Here is a 22,267-nt window from a genome sequence, read left to right as displayed (position 1 = left end):
CATAATGCTTCCTGGCATTTAGAATTTACTATCTCGAGGGAAGAACCAAACCATATTACTGATGAAGATGATTTTTTAGTTTTCTATGTAAGTTCTGAAGAACAAAAAACAATCAGGAAAAAGTGTCAGGACAGTAACATTCCAATATTGAAAGCAAAAAATCCTTATTGGAATCAAAATGGCATCGTTATTAGCGACCCTGACAATTATAGAATAATTATTGCGATAATGGAGTAGTCATATACAAAGCCTTATTATATAAAGATTGTGGGCAGGCAAGATCCCAGAATTCCACCGTTATTTAGTCTTTAAACCAAAACATTGCATTGGTGTTTTCTAGGTGTTTTTTTAAGTTTTTTTCACTCTTCCTGGTAAAGTAATAGTAAATCGTAATATCTACGTTATTTTCCTTATGTAGGACGACGCATTTGCATTTATCAAAGTTCCCTAAAACGGGATACTTAGGATTTACGGGTAAAGCGAAAGTAATGGCTAGGTCTGCGTTATTCTTCAGTTTTGCATATCCTGTTGGATACAATTCATACTCTAATTTATGAGGGATGTAATTTCTGTTTGCATCATATTGTCCTCCTCCCGATCCGGGGAAACCTTTTAGTTTAGAATTCAGAGAAGTATCAATGCCATTAAAACCAATACAAATCAAGATTTGATCTTTTTTTGAAAGTAAATTAAATACAGAAAGACCCGTTCTATGACCATTTCTACCGTCATAAAGCGTTAGAATGCTATCTAATTCTAGATATCCAGTTGGCTTCTTAAAATCAACCTTGCTTCTTTCTATATATATATTAAAAAGTCGATCTTTCTGAGCAAAAGAAGCGGTTGATGATAGAATCATTATCGAAAGTAAGAACATTTTATTGCACATAATGCAGAGAAATTACAGTTGCATATTTCTATTTTAATCGTGATTTCATATAAGCATTTAAGGACCGTTTTTTACAATGTGGATTTCAATTAGCAGATTCAATAATTGGGATAGAACCACTCTCACCGAAATAGTCATTAATACTTCTCCTTTAACAAATTGTTTAGCATTTCTTTTACTTCATCGTTTTCAGGGAAAGCAGTAAATTTATTTGCAAGTACACCCTTTTTGTTAAATAACAAGTATGAAGGAATTGCTTCGAAATCAAATGAGTTCATAACGTATTCCCACTGCGCGTTATCTAAATAATAATGTTCGTTACCTATTGCATTAATGTTTTCTTTCCAGAGTTTAAGAGGTGATGAACTGTTTGTTAAGTAAACAAAGACAACATCTTTATCATGAAACTCTGCTTTTGTACTCCTAAAGTGTTTTATTGCGTCTAAGCAAGGACCACACCAAGTTGCCCATAAATCAATTAAAATAACTTTACCCTTATGCTTTGAGGTGATATTTTCAATAATCTTATTTGCTGCAATATTTGAGACATCATTAATAACGATAGGGGTTTTGAATTTATCCAATTCTATAATCTGCTGGTTTTTCCGAAATAAAATTTTTGCAATTTCTCCATTTCCCCAATACTTCAAAATATTCTCTTTCTGCTTCTCACTCAAAGGTTTCAATTCTACATTCAGCTGTTTACCATAGTTATTAGCTGCTAAAATATCATAAAATAACCCGTCATTAAAGCCAACTAAGTCGGATAAAGTTCTTTTCACATTTGTCAGCCAAGTAGAAATATCAACGTCGTCAATCCTTGGGATTGCCAATACCTCATTTTCTAGAATTTTTCTATTAAATTCCCAAAATGATCCAAAGGCATACAAATACTTGGGATCGGCAAGCTTCAGATCTTTCAAAAAGCGATAGTAGGATCTATCAATCTTTTTGATGACAGGCTTTTTATTTTTATCGCCATTGCTTCTAAAATAATTGGCCCTCATTGCATTTCCATAGTTGAATACAGCTGCATGGTAATAATATAGACGAAAGTCGTTTAAAAGCACTTCTTTCATTTCACTTGTTATCAATCTATCATCTTCTACAACCCTTAATATTTCTGATAAGGTAGATTTCGAACTTTTCAGAAAATCATCCGTACTCCTGTCATAAAGAGGTTCTTGCTTAAGAATTGGATATTGGATCATTTTACCGACAAGATCGAAGGAATGGGTTACGTCGTTTTGAGTCATTTCAGGTGTAACTTTAATCTTATCGATATCAAAACTTGAATTATAAGTAATTTCTATGTGCGTATCATATCCAGTTCTCAACTTTACAAGAAGAGATTTCCTAGGATTTAAACTTGTCGAGAGATGTACAAAAGAAATATTTGTTTCAACTTCAGCATCGACAGAGAAATTACCGGAGATATCCACATCCGCCCTATATTTGACATAATCGCCAGAAATTTGATGAGGAACAACAATTTTTACAAACATTCCATCCTTATTTACTCCACTGGCACTTTTTATATTTCCTGTCAATCTAACTTTACCAGAAACAATCTTCGGTACCTCGTTTATCCCACTGACTGGCTGTCTACATGACAATAGGAACAAGAGACTGAACATGTAGAATAAATTGGATTTTTTTAATTTTGTCATGGTAATGGTCGTCAGTTTCTTGATATAGATAAGTAATATAGTTAAGATTTTCTTACTATCGCATCCTTCTCATTATTCCCTAATTTAATGGTTCTAAATTGTTTTTAAAATTTAGTCCAGCTGTTTAGGGGGTTAGTACAATGGTTAGTGATTTATTATCTTTTTTAAAGGAACAAAATCTAAAATGATCAATGTCATTAGGAAATGATATTGACAAACCAGAATAATTTGACCAATACGAAATTGGCAATCATGACAGTTCTTTATGTAAGAATTGTAGAAATACTAGTTTTTGAGATTTAACCAAAGATCTGTGTCAAAAAACGAACATCTACTGGTCAGGAAGCTGATCCTGGCTCACCTTCTCTTACTAAATCGTGTGCTCCTTTAAAGATAGAGGATTATTATAGTCCTTTATTAACATTTATAGTCGCACAGTGGTAAGGGGTACTAAAAGTCTTTCACATCCTAGAAATCCTAACCAGTGTCAATAAAACTTTACAAAAAACAAGAACCGGGGCATTAAGCCCCGGTTCTTGTCAACATCTATCTAAAACGCTCCACCAATCGCTCTCACTCTTTCCCTTCTAATCCACCTCACCTTTCCCGCGGTTCTGTTTAATTAACGGGAAAAAGGATTAAACAGATTCAAAGGTATCATAGGATTTACGTTTTGATGACGAATCGAAATTTTTACAGCCTAGTGTTCTAACTAGTCGCAAAGCTAACAACAATGTTCTTTCTTGTAAGCGTTCGGTATCGTAAGTTGAATAAATCTTATAAAGCTCGTTTTCCCGTGTAAATCGTTTCTTTCCCGCCCTCAACTGTATTGGTCTGCTTAACTGTGATGCTGTCACCCATAAATTCACATATGAATTTCTCCGTATGCGGACTTTCAATATACCTAAGGGTTAGCGCTAGGCGATGATCATCGATCCAGGAGTAGCTGCCTGCCACTTTCGCCGGAACCAGCATGGTACGGATCTCTTTCGCCCGGGCAGTTAGTGAAGGGCCTGGCTTATTGGTTGAACTTGAAACCCATTTGCCCGAACCAAAACTCAAGCTATAATTTGCAGTGTCATCAGTAAGGCTCACCTGGCAAATGCCATTTCCACTAAATTTAAAAGCGATGTTTTTGATTTTAGATAGATTATTGACCAGGGTATAAGACTTTCCATCGAACTCGGCCGCAAGCCTGTTAATGCTATTTGGATTTGGCGCTAATGCCAGTTCCTTTAAAGTCTTTTTCAATTCTGCTACAGCAACTTTGTTCTCCGGCAAGTTCCCAGCTTGCATTGCAGGTAATAGGTATTTCCATACTAGATCAATCTCGCCCTGCATGTCGGAGGTTTCGGCAGTTATAGCAATTACTGCATCCTGATCTGGCATCACAATCATGTATTGTCCGAAGGCGCCGTCCCCGCGGTAGGCGTTGTTTTTACTCCGCCACATTTGGTAGGCGTATCCTTGTTCCCAGTCGCTGCCAGCCCGTTCCGCCTCTGACATATCCGGATGCTGGATTATTTTTACTGAACTGGCTTCTTCTGCCCATCCCAATGGCAAGATTTGTTTGCCCTTCCATTTACCTTTTTGCAGGAATAACTGTGCGAACTTGGCCATATCTTCTGTTTTGACACGTAAGCCCCAACCTCCCGTATTGATGCCTTTGAGGTCGGTTTCCCAATCTATATTTTTGATGCCGAGCGGCTTGAACAATCTTGGGGTAAGGTATTGAAGCAGCGTTTGACCGGTTACTTTTTGAATGATGGCCGAAAGCATATAGGTACCCAACGAATTGTACAAAAACTTGGTGCCGGGTTTATGAACGATAGGCGCTGCTAAAAAGCTTTTTACCCAATTGGTATCGGCAGATACGTAACTAGGCTCAGGATCTTGCCCATCGGACATAATCAGCGCATCTCTTACGGTAAGTTGAGCCAGGTTATCGCTAATGGTTGCCGGGGTCTGATCTGGGAAGAAAGAGATTATTTTGCTGTCGAGTTTTATTTTCCCTTCATTGATGGCAAAACCTATTGCTGTTGCGGTAAAGCTTTTGCTGCAGGAGTAGAGTGTATGTCTAAGTTCTGGGGCATAAGGGTTCCACCAACCATCTGCAATCACCTTTCCGTGACGCAGGAGCATGAAGCTATGGAACTCTGTCTTGCTGGTACGGGCTGCTTTTACAAAATCAAGGATGCCTTTAGAATCAACCCCTTCTTTCTCTGGAGTACTATGTGGCAAATGCTGGGTAAGGGCTGTTTGAAGAAATATTACCTGTAAGAGCAGGACGAGGGAAAGGGTGCGAATGTTAGAATGCATATTTGGTTAGGTTAGGCTGCAAGGTTTTACAGTGTTGAAGATAATGAATTCTTTGTAAATAGGACAGGTGTTTGGGGATTACTTTGCCAAAGCGTAATTGCATATTATGCCCGCCCCGGGCTCTTTTTACCGATGTGGCAATGGATATTTAGTTTGGACCGAACTGGTACAGCGTGTATATTATTCTTAAGATAGTTAGGCAAGTAACAGTAACATAACTCTATTGAAACACAAGGAACATGAGACCAATTATTGTCTCAGAAAACGAAGGATTGACGAGTGCGAAAGGGACTCATTTTGAGTTCTTTTGCCGTTATTAAAAGGCAATGGATATCCTAATCTTTCACCATAGCATTAATGGAGTCTTCATCGACTTTCAGATACTGCAAAATTTGTCTCGCTCTAACCTTATTATTTAACATTGCAGTATCAAAATCATAAAGTAAATCGTAGTGCAATAATCTCTCATTAACAGTCATAGCTTCAATTCCCGATAGGTCGTCGATTTCGTTCAGTAGATTTTTGTGAGTTCTTTTTAATGGCATACCAGTCGCTTTAGTTGTTCTGAATAATTTATTTCACGCTCTGTTATAAACTTACTTCTTTTCCTGTTGAATACAATATCTTTATTATCCAAATATAGACAATTATTAAATAACTAATTCAACATATTTGTCCAACTAATAAGGGGTTGATACAAATTCAAGGTTGCGATACATGTATGACTTGTCTTATTAAACGAATGAATTAGGTTAGAGTGATCCGTTGCTGATGACCATCTAGGGACTTTGGTTGACGCTACTAATTTGAATTCTTTACTTCGACATAGAAATCAGCCGCTAGATGCAATGTTGAATTGTTAAATGTGTTCAACTTAAGCTCTGTCCAACTCGTGGTAGGAAATAGCCATTGTTTCCCTGTAAGATTAGTTTTTATGGGCATAGTAAATTTAGGTATGCAGTTAGTATATCTAAACCTTAAAGTATCTCCTACAAGCTGATATTCTAGCACAGGCACATTCGAAGTACGCAAATACTGGTTGAAAACCAGCCTTAAGTCTCGTCCGCTGAGCTTAGTAAACAATGACTCTAATTGGGCAGAGCTGATACTCTCGTGATAAAACCGGTTACATATTTTCCTTAATATTTTTCTGAACTTTTCATCGTTATCTACAATTGTTCGCAGCATGTGAACCAGCTTCCATCCTCGCAGGTACACATATGATCCACCCGTTTCAAATATTCCATACCGTCTAATCAATGGCTCTACATTTTTAGTTTTACCAACCGTTCTTGCTTCAAAGAATTCATTTGCTGCCTTTTTACCATATTGGTATTCTATAAACAATTCTTCAGCGTAGCCCGCAAATCCCTCATGGATCCATTGCTCAGTGATATCATTGGTGGTTACACTGTTTCCAAACCATTCATGTGCTATTTCATGAACAATAAGCCTATCAGTCTTCAAATCCCAATAACTAAGGTTGTTTGCCTTAACCCTTCCGTACTTAAATCCATTTCCATAAGCAATAGCACTTTGATGTTCCATACCGGGGTAAGGAGTTTCAACCATTTTGAAGCTGTCCTTATAGAATGGGTATGGCCCAAACCAATGTTCAAATGCTTCTAATGTCTTAATAGCCTCAATCTTGAGATAAGACTGAACCTTGTGTTTGTTATAATCGAGCACCCAGTAATCTGTATCAAGACTGCCCTTCTCCCCTTTATACACATCATTTACTTCTGTATATTTACCTACATAAAAAGCTATCCCATAATTATTGATAGGACTATGTACCGCCCATTCATAGGTGCTTGTACCTTTAATGTTAGTTGTCACCCTTTGTAGGCGTCCGTTTGCGACAGCAGTCAAGGAATCCGGAATAGTGATTGAAATTGACATTCCCTCTTCTGGCTCATCACTTTGATGCTCTTTGCATGGCAACCAGACGCTTGCCCCAAGTCCCTGAACGCCCATTGTGATCCAAGGTCTTCCAAGGGAATCTGTAGTCCATGAAATTCCACTGTCCCATGGAGGGTTGAATGATTCTTTTGGTGTTCCTGAATAATAAATATCAACGGCAAGTTCGGCTTTCATTTTTAGGTTCGGAAGCTTAAGGAACCAAGCTTCACCGACTCGTTCAATAGAAACTTTTTGGCCACCAAAGATTGCACTATCAATCACCAATGGTGACTGTAAATCAATTTGCATCATGGCATTTCTGTTTTCCTGCAGCACTTTGAAGGCAATTTTATTCCTGCCTGTAAGAGATTTCTTGATAAAATCCGGATGTATATCTATCGCGTAATGTTTCAGGTCCCACCATTCTCGGCCTATCGTTATTGAACCTTTCAATGAATCAGTTTTAGAAGGAACTTTTATCTGTTGTGCAGAAAGCTGCAATTGGCAAACACAGGCAAGAATTATTAGATAAGGTAGTTTGTAAATAACCATTCTATTTTGATTTTAGCTTATAATACAGCATTTTTATTAAATCCCGAAAAAAATGTCAACTTGATATGAGTTATGTCAATATATAAACGTCGCGATTTCTTAAAGCTCTCTGCACTATCAACCATACCACTTATCGAATCAGGTGGAGACGGGAAAACCAAGCTTTTCCCATTCAAGAAATTCAAAAGATATCGGCTTTTTGTAAGCAAGAAGGATACAAAATGCATTTGGATGGCGCCAGATTACATATGGCCACCGCTTTTACAAATTCATCGGTTAAGGATTAAATGCATCAATCGCATTACATCATTTAAAGAATATTGATACAGTGTTGGAAGAGGTAAAAATGAAATCCGCGGGCCTTTTTACCCGGCTGAGTAGACTTAACGAAGTAAAAGTCAGTCAGATCGTGCATGGAACAAACCAATTTAATGTTTCCCTCGCGAAAAATATAGATCCGGCTAAGCTAAATAAAAGGTTAAGAGAGAAACACAATATTGTTTTTGGCCTGCCGAAATCGGATAGCTTTGTTAAGATTAAAATAAATCCGACATTATTGAGAAGGGATAATCATTTAATCTTTGATTCTTTTGCAGAGGCCATTGCATTTTCAAAGATGTAGAGTTACGATCATGAGGTTGTTTTAGAAGATGAGATCTGGAAGATAGATATGTAATTATAGATCCCAATCTCCTTTAGAATACTGAAAAGGCAAGAGACAACCTGTCTCATAAAACGAAGAATTCTAGAGGGTTTTTTAGCCTTTCAGGGATGCATCTCATAGGATTTAAATAAACTCCATGATAAGTTATCGGCATAAATTCTATATATTCAAAATGTATCTAAATTTATAAATGATGAAAACAAACCTTTCGTTGCTAATATGGCTTTGTTTGGCTCTCTTAATTTCCTCTTGCAAAACTGCTGGAATACCTGATAAAAAGTCCCAATGGAAATCTATCTACATTGAACAGTTCAAGCTAACTTACCTCCGATCCATTCTTGCCAAAAGCTACAATAGATCGCAGGCGATTCAAGAAATCATTAGTTTAGACAATAGCGGTTTCACTGAACCAGTTTTGACTGACAACGACCATAAACTGATTGACAGTTTAACTACAGCAGATAATGAAACGATGAAGGTTGACTCAACTGAAGGTGACAGACGAGCGGAAGGTGCCCAAGGAAAACGACCCTTGCAGTTCATTATGAAAACCTTCAACGAGAGATCCCTTGAAAAACTTGCCAAAAAAAGATTTAAAATGTCAGGTTTGCTGAAAGAAATTGAATAGCTTTATTTGATATCAACACATCTAAATCTTTCTTAAAAACCAAGGTTACGAAGTAATTACTCACCACTTTAGTAAACTTTATGCAAAGGGTTCTTAACCTAACTATAATTGGCTATTTTAGCCTAATACCCCACATATATATATGAAGCATTTTGTACTGTCTGTATGTCTATTATTTGTTCAGCAGATCATCTTTGCACAGCAATATATTAGCGACAGTAAAACTGGTTGCAAAGTATGGGACGTAGCTTATGCTTCAGATCACAGTATCTCCTGGAAGGGGAAATGTAAAGATGGGTTAGCTACCGGAAATGGTGTGTTAACCTGGTTTGTTAAGGATATTCAAGCTGCACAGTATATAGGCGGGATGGATAAAGGAATTCAAAATGGTTATGGCACTTCCACCTTTAATAAAGGTGCCAGTAAAAAGGGGTATTTTATTGATGGGGAGATAGTCGGCCTGGATAGTGTGTACTTAGGAAAACTAAAAAAAAATAAGATTAAGCTTATAGATAGCACTCATATATTCGATAATTTTCTTCCTGACAAATCTCTTTTTTACTATACGCTCTCTCCAAAAGTTGCTGTGAAAGGTGCATTGGTCTTATTGCCTAGCACTTGGGAAAGGCCAGAAAGCGTATTGAATAACAATAAAAAATTATGTCAACTCGCTTCAGATGATGGATTAATTATTATTGTTCCTTCAACCAATATGCACATTTGCCTGGATCCACCTGTTACCTTCTTTTTAAACTCAGTGTTTACTGACGCAATCTCACGCTATCAGATCCCAAAAGACAAATTTGTGATGGGCGGCTTTTCTTTGGGCGGTATTGTCAGTCTGCGTTATGCACAGCTGGCCTTTGAAAATAATGATTCAACTGCTATTGTTCCTAAAGCAGTATACAGCGTTGATGGTCCAGTCGACTTTGCTAATATGTATTATCAGTTTGAAAGGGAGGTCGAAAAGAATGTATCGACGATGGCGGTTAATGAAGCAAAATACTACCTTGATGGAATGAATAAATATTTTGGCGGTTCACCCTCTCAACATCCTGAAAAATATATCAACAACTCAATCTATTCCCGCTCCGAAAGACAGGGAGGAAATGCTAAGTATTTGAATTCTGTCTCATTACGCATCTATTCAGATCCCGATGTGGATTGGGCGATGAAAAACAGGCAGCGTGACTTGTATGACATGAATGCACCCGATCAAACAGCCTTAGTAATTGAGCTAAATTTACAAGGCAACAAACAAGCAGAGTTCATTAATGCATTGGGTAAGGGGTATCGTTTAGATGGTACACGGCATCCTCATTCCTGGAGTTTGGTTGACGCGGCAAATTGTCTCTCATGGATTAACGAAAATTTAGATAAACAATGACAATGGATATCAGTTCAATTCTATTAAGCATCACATTGGGTTGTCCTGACTAGTCTTAAAAAACGAAGCTTTCAGGGTTGCTGAGCCTAGTTAGCCAAACATAAATATTATTTTTCAAATCTTATGATCATGGGAGTTTTGAATGTGCAGAATAGCATAATCGTGACTCGGAAAGGCATGGGTTGATTTAGTTATTTAATAAAACTTGACGAAGAGTTTATATAAAAGAAAATTTATATTGTAGATACTTCGGCTTCAAAGTAAGTTGTTTTTTTAGCGATTCTTACCTCTTTTTGGTATTTAAGACCGGCACCAAATACACCTGGTAACGCGCCGAAGAAATCAGATAGTTTAGGCTTTTTGATCAGCCACAGTCCACTTCTCACAAATGGGATATATAAATTTAAGCAATATTACATCTAGAGGGTGACATTAACTGGGTAGACAGCGGCAACGATGATCTCTTTAAGGCTGCCACTGACAAGACTGACCGTACTGGTCTACAACCCTGTGAAGGATGATTTTGTGAGGGCAAGGAATATAGCCGCACGCTCTTTGGAAACCTATACTATGCATTTACCAGCTGAGTATAGTGGTGATATAGTACATATTTATGTAGCCTTCAACTCGGCGACTGACCAGCTACTGGTGTCGAAAAGCAGGTATCAATTGGGATTCAAGTGTAACATATAATCGCGTCACCGTCTAAAGATAAACGCTTTATGAAAATAAATCTACTGGTACTATTACTGCTCGTGACTGCTCTTAGCAGTTTTGCCCAACGCAACCTATATACTTTTAACAATGGAATCTTGTATACTGAAGAAAATGTCAAAGCATTCATTGATACCATGCAACGTAATACTCCCTTGACCTATCAGGTAACACCTATCATTTACCACAAGGTAATAAGCAAAGACACCATAGTGAACTTCTTAACTTTTTCGAGGGCTAACCTGAACGGTCAGCCACGCAAAACGGTAACATTGAAGTATGAGCAGGATTCAATCTTTTTGCTGCTCAATAAAAAGCTCCCGGGATTCAGCTTATCCGATCTCAATGGAGCAGTCACTTCTTCTGATGAACTGCAGGGTAAGCCAACATTGATCAACTTTTGGAATACGCAATGTAAACCATGCATCGCCGAGATGCCTCAGTTGAGTAAGCTCAAGGATATTTACGGAGCGCACATGAACTTTATATCTATTACAGATGATCGCGTGGAAGAAAAGGACCTGGTCGGCTTTTTAAAAAACAAGGAATTTAACTTTGCAGTACTGGCAAACGGTGGAGAATATGCAAAATCGATCCACATCAGCGGCTTGCCGAGGAATATATTTGTAGATAAGGCTGGCATTGTAAGATACATCCAGCACAATTACCCATTGGATCTGCAGGGCAAGGAGATTTCTCCAGATAGCCCTGATAATTACTTTACAAAGATTATTAAGGAACTGGTAGGGGTCTCTAAGTAATTTATATATTTAGGATATGAAAGGTTTCGATCCGGTAAATTCACTAAGCCAACTTATCAGGAGCATCCTGATCTGGGTAACCATTGAGGTTTTGTTCCTGCGGTTTGTTTTAAACGCCCCATGGCCAATGATCGCATTATTTGTAGGGGTCTTCATTCTAGTTCAGGTACTCAGGTACCCAAAACAGAAAACCACCAGGGCTGCAAATTAAGAAAATCCGGGCTGATAAACTGCCACTGATATTTGGATCAAGCTACTTAAATTAAACTGCTTAATTTTCTTCCAAAAACTCATCACCTTGGCAACGTTTTGCTTTTGAGGTATTGCTGGTAAAGTAATTTTTTTATCTTCATACTATCAAATTTACAGAGCGCAGGTTTTACTGAGTTTCCAGTTGAGATAATGAGCCCCCGCAATTGTACAACCACCCAGGGGAATTAAAAATCCTTCGAGCTCATGCAGGAGAAAATGTCCGATAGCAATCAGTGCAAAACCCACGACCAGTACCAAAATAGGCATGACAAGACAATCATACTGATCTCCACCCATACATTGGCCAGGAACTCCAGACCGATTAACGGCAGATACGTAACAACCAGTGGCAATGCGGCGCAGTGAATGGCACAGGCAATTGAAGCAGACAATTAGTCGCAAGAAGCAAAATCAATCAGCAAGTCATCACCTGATTTCCATTTCAGCCAACCCTCCAGCTCCCTGAATGAAGTTCCATCCGGCAGACATTCTTTGGATGACTTTATCTGGATCAGGTCTCCTTTGACGGCCAACACTTCAAATATCTGATCTTTGCTGGAAGCGAGGGATTCCCCATCCGCATTTTTCAACAGATTGCAAGCCTTAAGTTTAATGCTGGAACTTTTCAAATATTCTGTCCAGGGGCTAAAGGTATATGTTACTTGATCTTTTTTTACCAGCCTCTTTGCGCTGTTGACATAGATTTCCAGGTAATCGCTGGAGCTATCCACTGCTTCAGCATCGAAATGAAAGGACGAAAAATCATCCTGGGGCACTATCCACCTGGCGACAATCTTCTGCGGTAAATTCACCGTAAAATAGCTGCCATCTTCATTCCTCACCACCTCACCGAATACTGCAGTATCCAGGTCATAGATAGTTAGCATACCGTTGAGTTCTAATTGAAAAGTGACTACCCCGGCAGCCCTGATGCGGTCTTCGGTATAACTGGAAAATCCGGCATTTTCATACACCAATTCCTGCCCGGATTTACAATCATCGGCTCGCGGCTTTTGAACACATGATGCACCTAATAGACACAATACTATTAGTAGCCCGACTTTGCTATTTAGTTTCATAAAATGCTATAAATTTCTCTTTGTTAAAAGTCGTTGTGTCGTGCCCGGCAGCAAATTTATTCCAAGGCCTTAAGGCAGTAGCAGCAGTATCAACATTTTCTGTAAATGCTCTGTAAGCTACCAATATTGCTCCGTCATCGTTTCTTTTAAAAATTATCTCATTGACCGGCTGACCCTTCACCTTCCCATGCAAATTGTCCACCTCAAATTTATGAAACAGCTGATTCCGGTAAGACACGTAAATCATGTAGCGAAGGGTACCTTGATTCAGGATTTCATAGGGCTTTCCATCGTAATACACTGTGGCGATCGCTATACTGTCTTGTTTAAGCAGTTCAACATTTACCTTTACATCTTTGATAACCATTTTGTGTCCTTTCACAACAAAAGCTGGTTCATTGTTTTTGCAGCCGATGGGCACCACCAGGAAAAAAAGCAGGAATACTTTAACGGCTAAAACAGAAATGGTTGGATGAAAAAATCGAATCAATGCTTTCATATTTTCGTGCTTGTCATTACTCAAAGCGTTTTCTAATATAGCAACTACTTGATAATTCAAGAAGTAATTAGAATATTTGCTTAGGAGACCATTTGATACTCCTCTCTCTCCCATCGTCCATATGCCTTTAAAGAACCTAAGATTCAAGACGTTAAATTGCTCTAAGCTTTTATTGGTGCTGGTGTGGCTCTTTGCTGGCTGTAACTTTAAAAAGTACTACGTCAGGGATGACTATTCCTTCTATTCAAAAGAATTTCAATTAGACAAGGCCTCCCTGCTCCAGACTGATGGTGTGTATCTATCTGATAAAAAAGAAGTAGCTACCATTTATAAGTTTTATCCTACCGGACAGGTAAATATGTTAGTTGATCCCAATCATGAATTGAAAACTGACAATGATTATATGAAGGCATTCAATCGGCGGATTAGTGATCCTTCCCCCTCCGGGCGCGCTACCTTATTTGAAGGCTACTATCGTATAAAAGATGATAAAGTGGTTATTCAATTCATGAACCAACCACGGAGGCAATTCTACTATTCTTATGCCTATTTAACAAAGGGGCAGCTCGTTATCGTTAAGACTACACATATAGGAAGGGGCAAGATGGATGAAAAACATTACCAAACGAACTACAGAGCCGTTTACCAGTTTGAGCCTGGTTCAGTTAATGGCTATTTGCCGCCGAATTGGTAAACTTCGCTAATCTGTCCGGAAATATATTTGAAAGAGGAAGGCACATCGACCGAAGGCTGCTTTGTATTGCCCTCAATGAAAATAAACCCATGGTAATTGATCTTCTTTAAAGCAGCTAGGTATGGCCTGAAGTCATCCCCGGCAACGCCCGGTAGTGATCGGGTCTGTTTTTCGGCAACTTCACAGTAAGCGATCAGCGAACCTGCTGATAAGATCTCTTCCGGTAGTTCAGATTCACGCATCATGTGATAGATATCTGCATTCAATTTAAAGGACGGCGCATCCACACGCCGCACAATATCGGCTGCCTGGTTGACGGTATTCAAAAAATTTGTTTCGCCACTGTTCAGATTCTCCAGGACGATCATTATTTTATGTTTTTTCGCCAGCTTGGCGAGCTTCTTGCAAAGCAAAACAAAGTTATCTTTAGCGATACGCTGGTCGTAGTCATTAGGAAGTTTTCTGGATTCCCCGCTACCAAGTACCAGATACTGAACCCCCGCCTGACTGGCCAGATGTAACAAGGAATCTGCATAACCAAGCACCCGCTGCTCGTTTACCTGTGGACCGGCGATCTTGATGTTGCCGGGGAAAAATAAATTGCAGGACAGTACTTTGCACTTTGCAGATTTAATCTGTGTTCTTTTGGACGCAGCCGCTTCAGCGGACAATGAGGGAGCAATCATTTTCCTGGCCGATTCACAAATGAAACGGAAACCTGCGCTGTAGGCTAGCTCGTCCTGCTCAATGGGAACCACTATGCCAACCGTCGGCATTTTCGGCCTATTTTGTAAGTTTGCTGTTTCCAGGAGCTGACCCATAAAGGGCAGCAGTATGAGTAATAATGATCGATTTAAAAACATGATATCCAAAATTTACAGCGCCAATCACCTGATAGCGCCAAAAAAAGCTTTTTCGTAAGTATTATTAGGGTCATCCAACAATTGAATGGTAGTAGATGGGCCTAAGTCAGGAGCCGACCAGGAACGTAACGCCCATACAATCTTTTTTTCCGGCGTCACTTCAATCGCCTGTACAGGAGGATTCTTCAAATCCAGTTTGCTACTCCATTGATTGAACCAGTTGTTGACCAGTGTATTCCCATTGGGAAGTCGTAACGCAATTTGAGGGCTTGTGATGCTATAACCGGGAATCTCAGATAAGGGAAACTCCCAAACCACACTTCCATTAGGAGCGATTTCCTTAACAATATTTCGATTGCTTGCGGTAAGCAGATTTCCACTTTTCAATGGGACGGCCGACCAGACACTTGGCTCGTCGATGGAAGATATCAGCTTACCATCAAAATCATATTCATTTATTTTTCCCAGATCCATATGAGCGACCAACAGTGTACCTTTTTGCGTTAATCTTGCATGCCGTATTTGCCCGTGGGTATCACTCTTGAAAGGTATGGCAAATTCCTTTTCCACCTGGTTTGTTTTAATGTTCATCACCAGCACCTTAGCAGGATTGCCATTTTGTACCAATACTACATGCGCTTTACCAATCAGCTGAGCGGTATGTGTTTCCGTACCTTCGGGTGCCTGGTATTGCCAAAGCACTTTCTTATCGCGGTCAATCAAAGTCACGCCATACTGGTGAGCAAACAGCACATTTCCATTTTTCATCAATATCGCATCACTGATCTCTCCCCTACCTGTGGTATCAATGTAAGACCATGTGACCTGACCTTTGCGAACAATATACATGTTGCGCGATTTAGCTTCACCCGCATAAAAGAAGTCGTACTGTTTTAGTCCATTTCCAGGTAAATCATCAGGGGCCACTGGCCTTTGAGTGGGGGTTTGTGCTAAGATTGTATTGCCCAACACATCACTGAGCAACACGATAACCAGTAGTAACAGTAATTTTTTCATATCATCATACCTTATACAAGGGTAATCAACATCAGGTGAAAAACCAAGGTCCCGACCGCTAAAAAGTACGCAATCGTTGCCGGCAAATTTGCCAGTTCAGTTAAGCCGTCAGCGGAATGCCACAATTGTTTCCTCCTGCAACATTGTGGAACGCTTAAGTGTACTTTTGATAAATAAATTAGTACAATGGACTTACAGCTTCATAATAAAACAGCATTTATCAGTGGATCGACCGCAGGAATCGGATTCGCCATCGCCCATAGTTTACTTAAGGAAGGTGCCAGGGTCATCATCAATGGCAGAACTGAAGAAGGTGTCAGCGCAGCCGTAGAGGAGCTAAAACTGCTTGTCGCCGGAGCAGAGGTATCGGGACTGGCAGCCGACTTTTCGGATGCTGCTGCAGTTAGTAACCTGATCTCGCAATTACCCGACGTAGACATCCTGGTTAACAACGCAGGTATTTTTGAGCCAAAACCGTTTGCGGAAATTCCCGACGAAGACTGGTTTCGGTTCTTTGAAATCAATGTGATGAGCGGCATCAGGCTCTCCAGGGACCTCTTTCCAAAGATGATGGCAAAGAACTGGGGCCGCATCATTTTTATTTCCAGCGAATCCGCGGTGTTTATCCCGGATGAAATGATACATTATGGAATGACAAAAACCGCACAGCTGGCTGTAAGCAGGGGCCTCGCAGAACTCAGCAAGGGGACTGGCGTTACCGTTAACGCAATCCTTCCAGGACCTACCAAGTCCAAAGGAGTCGGGACCTTTATTGAAGATCTGGCCAAAGCAGGCAATATTTCAACCGCTGAAGTGGAGACCGATTTCTTTAAGAATCTAAGGCCTACTTCATTGCTACAGCGCTTTGCATCCGTGGAAGAGATCGCAAACATCGTGACCTATTATACAAGCCCGCTGGCCTCGGCAACAAACGGAGCCGCGATTAGGGCAGAGGGCGGGCTGGTCAGGTCAATTTTATAGCGAGGTCCTATCAAACTTCCGCTCCATGGAAAGTGCTGCCAGCAGCAGGTCTATACTGATCGGCTTTGATAAATAATGGTCCATGCCAGCGGCCAGGCACATCTCTTTGTCTTCGAGCATGGCATTAGCAGTCATGGCGATGATCATTGGCTGAACGGAATGAGTTGAGCGAATGAGCCTGGTTGCTTCCAGACCATCCATCTCCGGCATTTGCACGTCCATCAAAATAAGATCGAAAGTATGAACCTGCATTAACATAATCACTTCAAGTCCATTTTGAGCAAGCATCGGTTCATACCCGAGCTTGGTCAATATCCTAATGATCAACTTCTGGTTGATGTAATTGTCTTCGGCAACCAGGATGCGTAATGGGTGTGCTTCTGCAAATTCTGGTCTTGACAGATCTGTTTTATTGGGTTCGGCTTGCAGGACTTCAGCTAGATGCTCCAAGCTCATTTGCACAACCTTGCACAACTGTTGTTGTTTAACCGGCTTGGTAAGTACCGCAGTAAATAAATGCGGATACTTGCTCCTTGTTTCATCACCAATTGAACTAAGCAGCACACATGGCAGTAGTGCATTCATTTCCCGGATCCGTGTTACCAAGTCCACCCCATCCATTTCAGGCATCTGCATGTCGCTGATTACCAGATCAAATCCCTGATGTGACAGTATGGAGAGTGCTTCCTGACCAGAGCTAGCCATCACCGGCAACAGCTTCCATTGTTCGAGTTGTACCTGCAATATCTTACGGTTGGTCTGGTTGTCATCTACTACAAGCACCCGCTTTCCGTTCAGTCCGCTCATCATACACAATGGCTGATGACGCAGCTTTTGCGCGCTCATTTCAGCTTGCATGCTGAACTGGAAAGATGCCCCCTGTCCAGGGCTACTCTGCACGGAGATGCTGCCACCCATCAGCGCTACGAGTCTGGCGCTAATTGCCAGACCTAATCCGGTACCGCCATACTTGCGTGTGGTAGAAGAATCGACCTGGGTAAAGGCGGTAAATAGCCCGGCTAGTTTTTCCTCGGGTATACCAATTCCGGTATCGGTAACTTTAAATACCAGTTCTACTGCTTCCCGGTTTCGTTCGGGGCCTGCCAGGCTCACCTGAAGAAATATCTCTCCAGAATTGGTAAATTTAAGCGCATTTCCGATTAAATTAATCAGCACCTGCTTCAAACGAAGGCTATCAGCCAGGAGTTGTAAAGGAACATTGTTTTCGATCTGATACACCAGGTCAATATCATTTAAAGCAGCTTTACCTGCAAAGAGATCCATCACCTCTTCGATACAATAGCGCAGATCGAAATCGTGCAGGTCAAGTTCCAGCTTTCCGGATTCAATCTTGGAAAAGTCAAGAATGTCATTGATCACATTCATCAGGGTTTCTCCGCTATTGCGGATTGTCTCTACATACTCAGCTTGCTCTGTATTGAGGGGAGTTTCATATAAGAGCGAGGCCATACCCAACACCCCGTTCATAGGCGTGCGGATCTCATGGCTCATGGTTGCCAGAAAAACACTTTTTGCCTGGTTTGCCTTTTCGGCTTCCTGACGGGCAGCATACTCCTGTTGCTGTTGTTGGACCAGCTCTTCCGATTGCACGGTGAGTTCTTCGGACTGTACCTGAAGTTCTTCGTTCAGTTCCTGAAGCTGTCCTGCCTGCAACCGCAACTGCTCATTGTGATCATTAATTTTACCCAGATAATCCCTTAAATGAACTTTTAGCAGCATGAAATCGTGGTTGAGCTGTTCTATCTCACGGCTATTGGGAAGAAATTTATTATCAGATTCTGTTTCTGACAGTACTTTGAAATCAGATTGTATGAAGTTAGACATCCTTCTGTTCAGCTCTTTGATGTCCCTGGTGAGGTATTTGGAAAGCACCCAGCTTAACAATAATACCAAAGCCAGGGCGAGCGTTGTTGACAGTATCATCAGAAAATTAAAATTGGCTTCCGACAGGTTAACACGCTGGTTTGTTGCCGCTACCAGTTCCGAGTAACGCTTTCCAAACTGTTTTATATTTGCCAGCGTCTGCGGCATCACTCCCTTACTTTTATGGATACCCAGGACTTCTGATATATGAACCAGGCGATTAAAACAGTCACGATAATTGATCAATGCCCGCTGGCTGATACTTCCAGTTGCTACACTCTTTAGTGTCCTGTCCATTTGCAAGGCAAAAGAATTGGCAAATGCCAAATTACCCCGTAACAGGTAATCTTTTTCATGACGACGAAGTTGCAGAACATCTATTTTGCTGACACCAGTTGAGTCTTCTAAAAAATGTGCATAATCACGCATCTGCCCTTCGAGTGCCTGATCCTGGAATCCCTTTTGATAGTACAGGAGCTTCAACTTTCTTCCTAAATCAATCGCTTGACTGTTGGCGCTGTCAAGGCCATCTATCGACTGATCGACATTTAATTTGTACCGGGCAGCTGATTTCTTCAGCAGTGCGAGTTCTTTATTGATCTGGCTTTGATGATTTAAAAAAAGATCAATGTCTCTTTGTTTTCCCGTTGCGTAAAAGGCAGTTTCGTGAAAACCCTTCAACATGAACTGCTGCAAATAGACGGAGCTTTCCAGGTATTTGACCTGGACCGCAGCAAGCCGTGTGACAAACCTCTGTATCTGGCGCTGCTGCTCATTAAGCGTTTGGTATACCCCCGCCCAGCCTAGTATCACGAAAATAAAACTCAAAAAGCTTAAAACAAGCCTTGTCCTGAAAGATTTTAACAAATAGGCGAAACGCACGCACAAACTTACTGAAGGATCCAGAAAGTATTGTTAAGATACCATTAAGTTAAACGCGAAAGCCGGTTAAGTTACATGCAGTGTATCGAACCGTGTAGCTGAAGCCCGGCCATTCTGGTGTCCGGCAGCGTACGGTGGATGTTCAATAATGAACGGTTTCCCCCGTCGATTTAGAAAGAAAGTATGGTGTAACAGCAATTTAAAGCTTTTACCGATCTTGGCACTAACTTGGTGAATTGGAGATCAATGTTCAGACTCAATTTAAAAATCGCTTTGCGAAACCTCTGGAGAAACAAGACTTCTTCTGTGATTAATGTCGTCGGACTGGCGATAGGCCTGGCCTCCTGCCTATTACTGCTATTGTACGTGAACTACGAATGGAATTTCGACAAGGAATTCAAAGATGCCGACAAGGTTTATCAGGTAATGACCAATTTTCAGGATGCATCAGGAAAGATCACCAGTACGGGTGACGCCCCGGGGAATGGCATCGCCGGAGAGATCAGAAAACGTGTACCAGAAGTTGATGCGGTAACACGCATCGCCGGAGGCAGGGAGACACTCATTGCAAATGGCAGAACAGGCTTCAAAAGAGTGGAAATATTTGCAGACCCGGAAATACTGAAGATCTATAATTATGAATTTATAGCAGGTAATCCCGCTACAGCGCTGGATGTACCCAATTCTGTCGTCCTAACAGAGCAGACTGCAAAGCTGTTGTTTGGCGGGGTCAATGTGCTTAACAAAAGCTTAAAATACAAAAATGAAAGGGACTTGACCATCACCGGTGTGATCAAAGATTTTCCGGGTAACACCACCATTAAGTTCGATTATGTCTTGCCCTGGTCTTTCTATGAGTTGGTGAATGAAAGGGCCAAAAATCCGGATTGGGGCAGTTTCAGCTGGCTGGCGATGGTAAAGGTAAACGATCCGTCAAAAGTCGGTTTAATCAACAGCAAGATCAAAGGCATATTTAACGAGAGAAGTCCGGATAGCAAAACGGAGAATTTCTTATTTCCATTCGCTAAAAAGCACCTCTATAATAAATTCGTTAACGGAAAAAATGCTGGTGGTGACATTGAAAGAATTTTTCTGTTTGTTGGCCTGGCCTTTGGCATCTTATTGATCGCCTGCATAAATTTCATGAATATGGCGACCGCCAAATCGGAGCGCAGGGCAAAGGAAGTGGGCATCAAGAAGACCATCGGCGCCACAAGGGCTTCACTGGTGATGCAGTTCCTTACGGAAGCGATGGTACTGACATTGGGAAGTGTATTAGCGGCAATAGCCATTGTGGAGCTTACTTTACCTATGTTCAACAATTTGCTGAGTATAGAAATTGCAATAGACTATGGCAATATCTGGTATTGGCTGGTAATTTTTGGAGTGGTATTGGTAACCGGATTACTGTCGGGATTATATCCTGCGCTGTTCCTGTCTTCTTTCAACCCCATTCAAACTTTAAAAAGAAAGACCGCAAGGGCAAAGGCAGTCCCGGTGAATTTGAGGCAGGTATTGGTGGTGGGCCAGTTTTGCTTTGCCATTATGTTGATCATCGCTACGCTGGTAATTTACAAACAGATCAACTTCATAAAGAACAGGCCAATTGGCTACCACGCAAATCTGCTGGTAGAATTGCCTCAGGAGGGCGAGCTATCCCGCAAATTTGAAGTCTTTAAATCGGAGGTTTTGAAAACAGGCGCCGTCACTGCCGTAAACCAGGCCTCTGGCAGTTTTTCAAGCGTGAGCAACTGGTTTTGGGGTTTCGAATGGCCGGAAATGCCTTCGGGAGGACAGGATATTGTTTTTAACCGTTTGGAAACAACTTACGATTTTGTGAAGACCAGCGGTGTGGAGCTAGTAGCAGGACGTGATTTCTCTAAAGATTTTGCCTCTGATACGGCAGGGATTATGCTGAGCAGCTCGGCAGTGAAAGTGATGAATCTTCAAAGTCCGCTGGGTACTATGGTGAAACTGAATGGCAACGATCTGAAGGTAATTGGGGTATTCAAAGATTTCATTTGGGATTCGCCTTATGAGGCTGGAAGACCAATGGTCATCAATTTTAACAGAGATAAGAGCTTTAACATCAATCTGCGTTTAAATCCGGCCAATAGTTTGAGTAAAAATGTGGAATTGATCTCTGCTGTCGTCAAAAGCATCAATCCGGCATATCCGGTCGACATCAAGTTTGTTGATGATCTGTATACTGCAAAACTGCAGTCGGAAAAGATCCTGGGCATACTGGCTAACCTGTTTGGCGGCATCGCGATATTTATTTCCTGCATGGGGCTATACGGCCTGGTGGCTTACAGTGCGGAACAGCGTACGAAGGAATTTGGTGTGCGCCGCGTATTGGGTGCTTCGGTGGCTAGTATCATGAGCCTGCTTTCTTTTTCATTCCTCAAAATGGTGTTTATTGCTGCTTGTATTGGCGTACCTTTGGCTTATTACCTGATGAACAGATGGCTTACTAATTTTGAATTCCGAACAAGCGTTTCATTGACGGTTATATTGATATCAATCATCGGCACTGCCGCCATCGCATTTCTGACAGTCAGTTTTCAAGCGTATAAGGCTGCCAGGGCCAATCCCGCGGAAGCGCTTAAGTACGAACAGTAGGCAGATAT

22 protein-coding genes and 1 pseudogene are annotated in these 22,267 nt (G+C 41.0%); 11 read left to right on the top strand and 12 right to left on the bottom strand.

Annotation, left to right across the window (positions count from 1 at the left end; all coding sequences use genetic code 11):
• A pseudogene (locus EZ437_RS21760) lies at positions 1-237 on the top strand (hypothetical protein); the annotation flags it as partial.
• 64 nt (positions 238-301) lie between these two features.
• Here EZ437_RS21760 and EZ437_RS15085 read toward each other — a convergent pair.
• The 5 genes from EZ437_RS15085 to EZ437_RS15065 form a co-directional block, all read right to left on the bottom strand.
• Positions 302-859 (bottom strand): hypothetical protein, encoded by a 558-nt coding sequence (locus EZ437_RS15085; protein ID WP_131596889.1) that lies wholly within the window; start codon positions 857-859, stop codon positions 302-304.
• Between the two features lie 167 nt (positions 860-1,026).
• Positions 1,027-2,559: a TlpA family protein disulfide reductase gene (locus tag EZ437_RS15080; RefSeq protein ID WP_131596888.1), complete on the bottom strand. Its 1,533-nt coding sequence runs from the start codon at positions 2,557-2,559 to the stop codon at positions 1,027-1,029.
• Positions 2,560-3,336: 777 nt separating this feature from the next.
• Positions 3,337-4,878, bottom strand: coding sequence for a serine hydrolase domain-containing protein (locus EZ437_RS15075; RefSeq protein WP_131596887.1), 1,542 nt, complete (start codon positions 4,876-4,878; stop codon positions 3,337-3,339).
• A gap of 335 nt (positions 4,879-5,213) precedes the next feature.
• On the bottom strand, positions 5,214-5,423 hold the full coding sequence (locus tag EZ437_RS15070; RefSeq protein ID WP_131596886.1) for a hypothetical protein: 210 nt from the start codon (positions 5,421-5,423) through the stop codon (positions 5,214-5,216).
• A gap of 256 nt (positions 5,424-5,679) precedes the next feature.
• Positions 5,680-7,233, bottom strand: coding sequence for a M1 family metallopeptidase (locus EZ437_RS15065; protein ID WP_165500431.1), 1,554 nt, complete (start codon positions 7,231-7,233; stop codon positions 5,680-5,682).
• 215 nt (positions 7,234-7,448) lie between these two features.
• Here EZ437_RS15065 and EZ437_RS22085 point away from each other — a divergent pair, with 215 nt between their 5' ends.
• The 4 genes from EZ437_RS22085 to EZ437_RS15045 all read left to right on the top strand — a co-directional run bounded on the left by EZ437_RS22085 (position 7,449) and on the right by EZ437_RS15045 (position 10,011).
• On the top strand, positions 7,449-7,619 hold the full coding sequence (locus tag EZ437_RS22085; protein WP_131596897.1) for a beta-eliminating lyase-related protein: 171 nt from the start codon (positions 7,449-7,451) through the stop codon (positions 7,617-7,619).
• Between the two features lie 59 nt (positions 7,620-7,678).
• Positions 7,679-7,954 carry a hypothetical protein gene (locus tag EZ437_RS15055; protein WP_131596884.1) on the top strand — a complete coding sequence of 92 codons (276 nt, stop codon included), beginning with the start codon at positions 7,679-7,681 and terminating at the stop codon, positions 7,952-7,954.
• Positions 7,955-8,186: 232 nt separating this feature from the next.
• Entirely contained in the window at positions 8,187-8,624 is a 438-nt protein-coding gene (locus tag EZ437_RS15050; RefSeq protein WP_131596883.1) for a hypothetical protein, read from the top strand.
• Positions 8,625-8,766: 142 nt separating this feature from the next.
• Complete coding sequence (locus EZ437_RS15045) at positions 8,767-10,011, top strand: MORN repeat-containing protein (RefSeq protein ID WP_131596882.1); 1,245 nt, start codon at positions 8,767-8,769, stop codon at positions 10,009-10,011.
• Between the two features lie 233 nt (positions 10,012-10,244).
• Here EZ437_RS15045 and EZ437_RS21640 read toward each other — a convergent pair whose 3' ends face one another.
• Positions 10,245-10,397: a hypothetical protein gene (locus EZ437_RS21640; RefSeq protein WP_165500430.1), complete on the bottom strand. Its 153-nt coding sequence runs from the start codon at positions 10,395-10,397 to the stop codon at positions 10,245-10,247.
• Positions 10,398-10,467: 70 nt separating this feature from the next.
• Between EZ437_RS21640 and EZ437_RS15040 the strand changes: the two genes are divergently transcribed.
• Genes EZ437_RS15040 through EZ437_RS15030 form a run of 3 tightly spaced genes read left to right on the top strand, consistent with a single transcriptional unit; the run spans position 10,468 to position 11,697 of the window.
• The gene (locus EZ437_RS15040) at positions 10,468-10,704 is read left to right on the top strand and encodes a DUF6266 family protein (RefSeq protein ID WP_131596881.1); all 237 of its coding nucleotides are present in this window, start codon (positions 10,468-10,470) and stop codon (positions 10,702-10,704) included.
• A gap of 29 nt (positions 10,705-10,733) precedes the next feature.
• On the top strand, positions 10,734-11,486 hold the full coding sequence (locus EZ437_RS15035) for a TlpA family protein disulfide reductase (protein ID WP_131596880.1): 753 nt from the start codon (positions 10,734-10,736) through the stop codon (positions 11,484-11,486).
• Between the two features lie 16 nt (positions 11,487-11,502).
• Complete coding sequence (locus EZ437_RS15030; RefSeq protein ID WP_131596879.1) at positions 11,503-11,697, top strand: hypothetical protein; 195 nt, start codon at positions 11,503-11,505, stop codon at positions 11,695-11,697.
• Between the two features lie 271 nt (positions 11,698-11,968).
• Here the strand turns inward: EZ437_RS15030 and EZ437_RS21890 are convergent, their stop codons facing one another.
• The 3 genes from EZ437_RS21890 to EZ437_RS15015 are packed head-to-tail and all read right to left on the bottom strand — an operon-like array spanning position 11,969 to position 13,316.
• On the bottom strand, positions 11,969-12,091 hold the full coding sequence (locus EZ437_RS21890; protein ID WP_262708925.1) for a hypothetical protein: 123 nt from the start codon (positions 12,089-12,091) through the stop codon (positions 11,969-11,971).
• A 39-nt stretch (positions 12,092-12,130) separates the two neighbouring features.
• Positions 12,131-12,817, bottom strand: a complete 687-nt coding sequence (locus EZ437_RS15020) for a hypothetical protein (protein WP_131596878.1) — start codon at positions 12,815-12,817, stop codon at positions 12,131-12,133.
• On the bottom strand, positions 12,804-13,316 hold the full coding sequence (locus EZ437_RS15015) for a hypothetical protein (protein ID WP_131596877.1): 513 nt from the start codon (positions 13,314-13,316) through the stop codon (positions 12,804-12,806). Before EZ437_RS15015 ends, EZ437_RS15020 begins: the two co-directional genes overlap by 14 nt.
• Positions 13,317-13,437: 121 nt before the next feature.
• On the opposite strand from EZ437_RS15015, the gene EZ437_RS15010 reads away from it, so the two are divergent.
• Positions 13,438-14,010, top strand: a complete 573-nt coding sequence (locus tag EZ437_RS15010; protein WP_131596876.1) for a hypothetical protein — start codon at positions 13,438-13,440, stop codon at positions 14,008-14,010.
• Here the strand turns inward: EZ437_RS15010 and EZ437_RS15005 are convergent.
• Together EZ437_RS15005 and EZ437_RS15000 are read right to left on the bottom strand one after the other, a co-directional pair.
• Positions 13,989-14,873: a sugar phosphate isomerase/epimerase family protein gene (locus EZ437_RS15005; protein WP_131596875.1), complete on the bottom strand. Its 885-nt coding sequence runs from the start codon at positions 14,871-14,873 to the stop codon at positions 13,989-13,991. The two genes, EZ437_RS15010 and EZ437_RS15005, sit on opposite strands and share 22 nt — an antisense overlap.
• Before the next feature lie 24 nt (positions 14,874-14,897).
• Complete coding sequence (locus EZ437_RS15000; RefSeq protein ID WP_131596874.1) at positions 14,898-15,890, bottom strand: beta-propeller domain-containing protein; 993 nt, start codon at positions 15,888-15,890, stop codon at positions 14,898-14,900.
• Positions 15,891-16,076: 186 nt separating this feature from the next.
• Between EZ437_RS15000 and EZ437_RS14995 the strand changes: the two genes are divergently transcribed.
• On the top strand, positions 16,077-16,871 hold the full coding sequence (locus EZ437_RS14995) for an SDR family NAD(P)-dependent oxidoreductase (protein WP_131596873.1): 795 nt from the start codon (positions 16,077-16,079) through the stop codon (positions 16,869-16,871).
• On the opposite strand, the gene EZ437_RS14990 is transcribed toward EZ437_RS14995, so the two are convergent.
• Positions 16,866-19,583: a response regulator gene (locus tag EZ437_RS14990; protein ID WP_131596872.1), complete on the bottom strand. Its 2,718-nt coding sequence runs from the start codon at positions 19,581-19,583 to the stop codon at positions 16,866-16,868. The genes EZ437_RS14995 and EZ437_RS14990 overlap by 6 nt on opposite strands.
• 300 nt (positions 19,584-19,883) lie before the next feature.
• Between EZ437_RS14990 and EZ437_RS14985 the strand changes: the two genes are divergently transcribed.
• Positions 19,884-22,259 carry an ABC transporter permease gene (locus EZ437_RS14985; RefSeq protein WP_131596871.1) on the top strand — a complete coding sequence of 792 codons (2,376 nt, stop codon included), beginning with the start codon at positions 19,884-19,886 and terminating at the stop codon, positions 22,257-22,259.
• Positions 22,260-22,267: the final 8 nt, after the last annotated feature.

This window comes from Pedobacter psychroterrae (assembly GCF_004331695.1).
In the GTDB taxonomy this organism is placed as follows: Bacteria; Bacteroidota; Bacteroidia; order Sphingobacteriales; family Sphingobacteriaceae; genus Pedobacter; species Pedobacter psychroterrae.
Note: the sequence above shows the minus strand (reverse complement) of the source record. Positions and strands in the feature narration are given on the sequence as shown.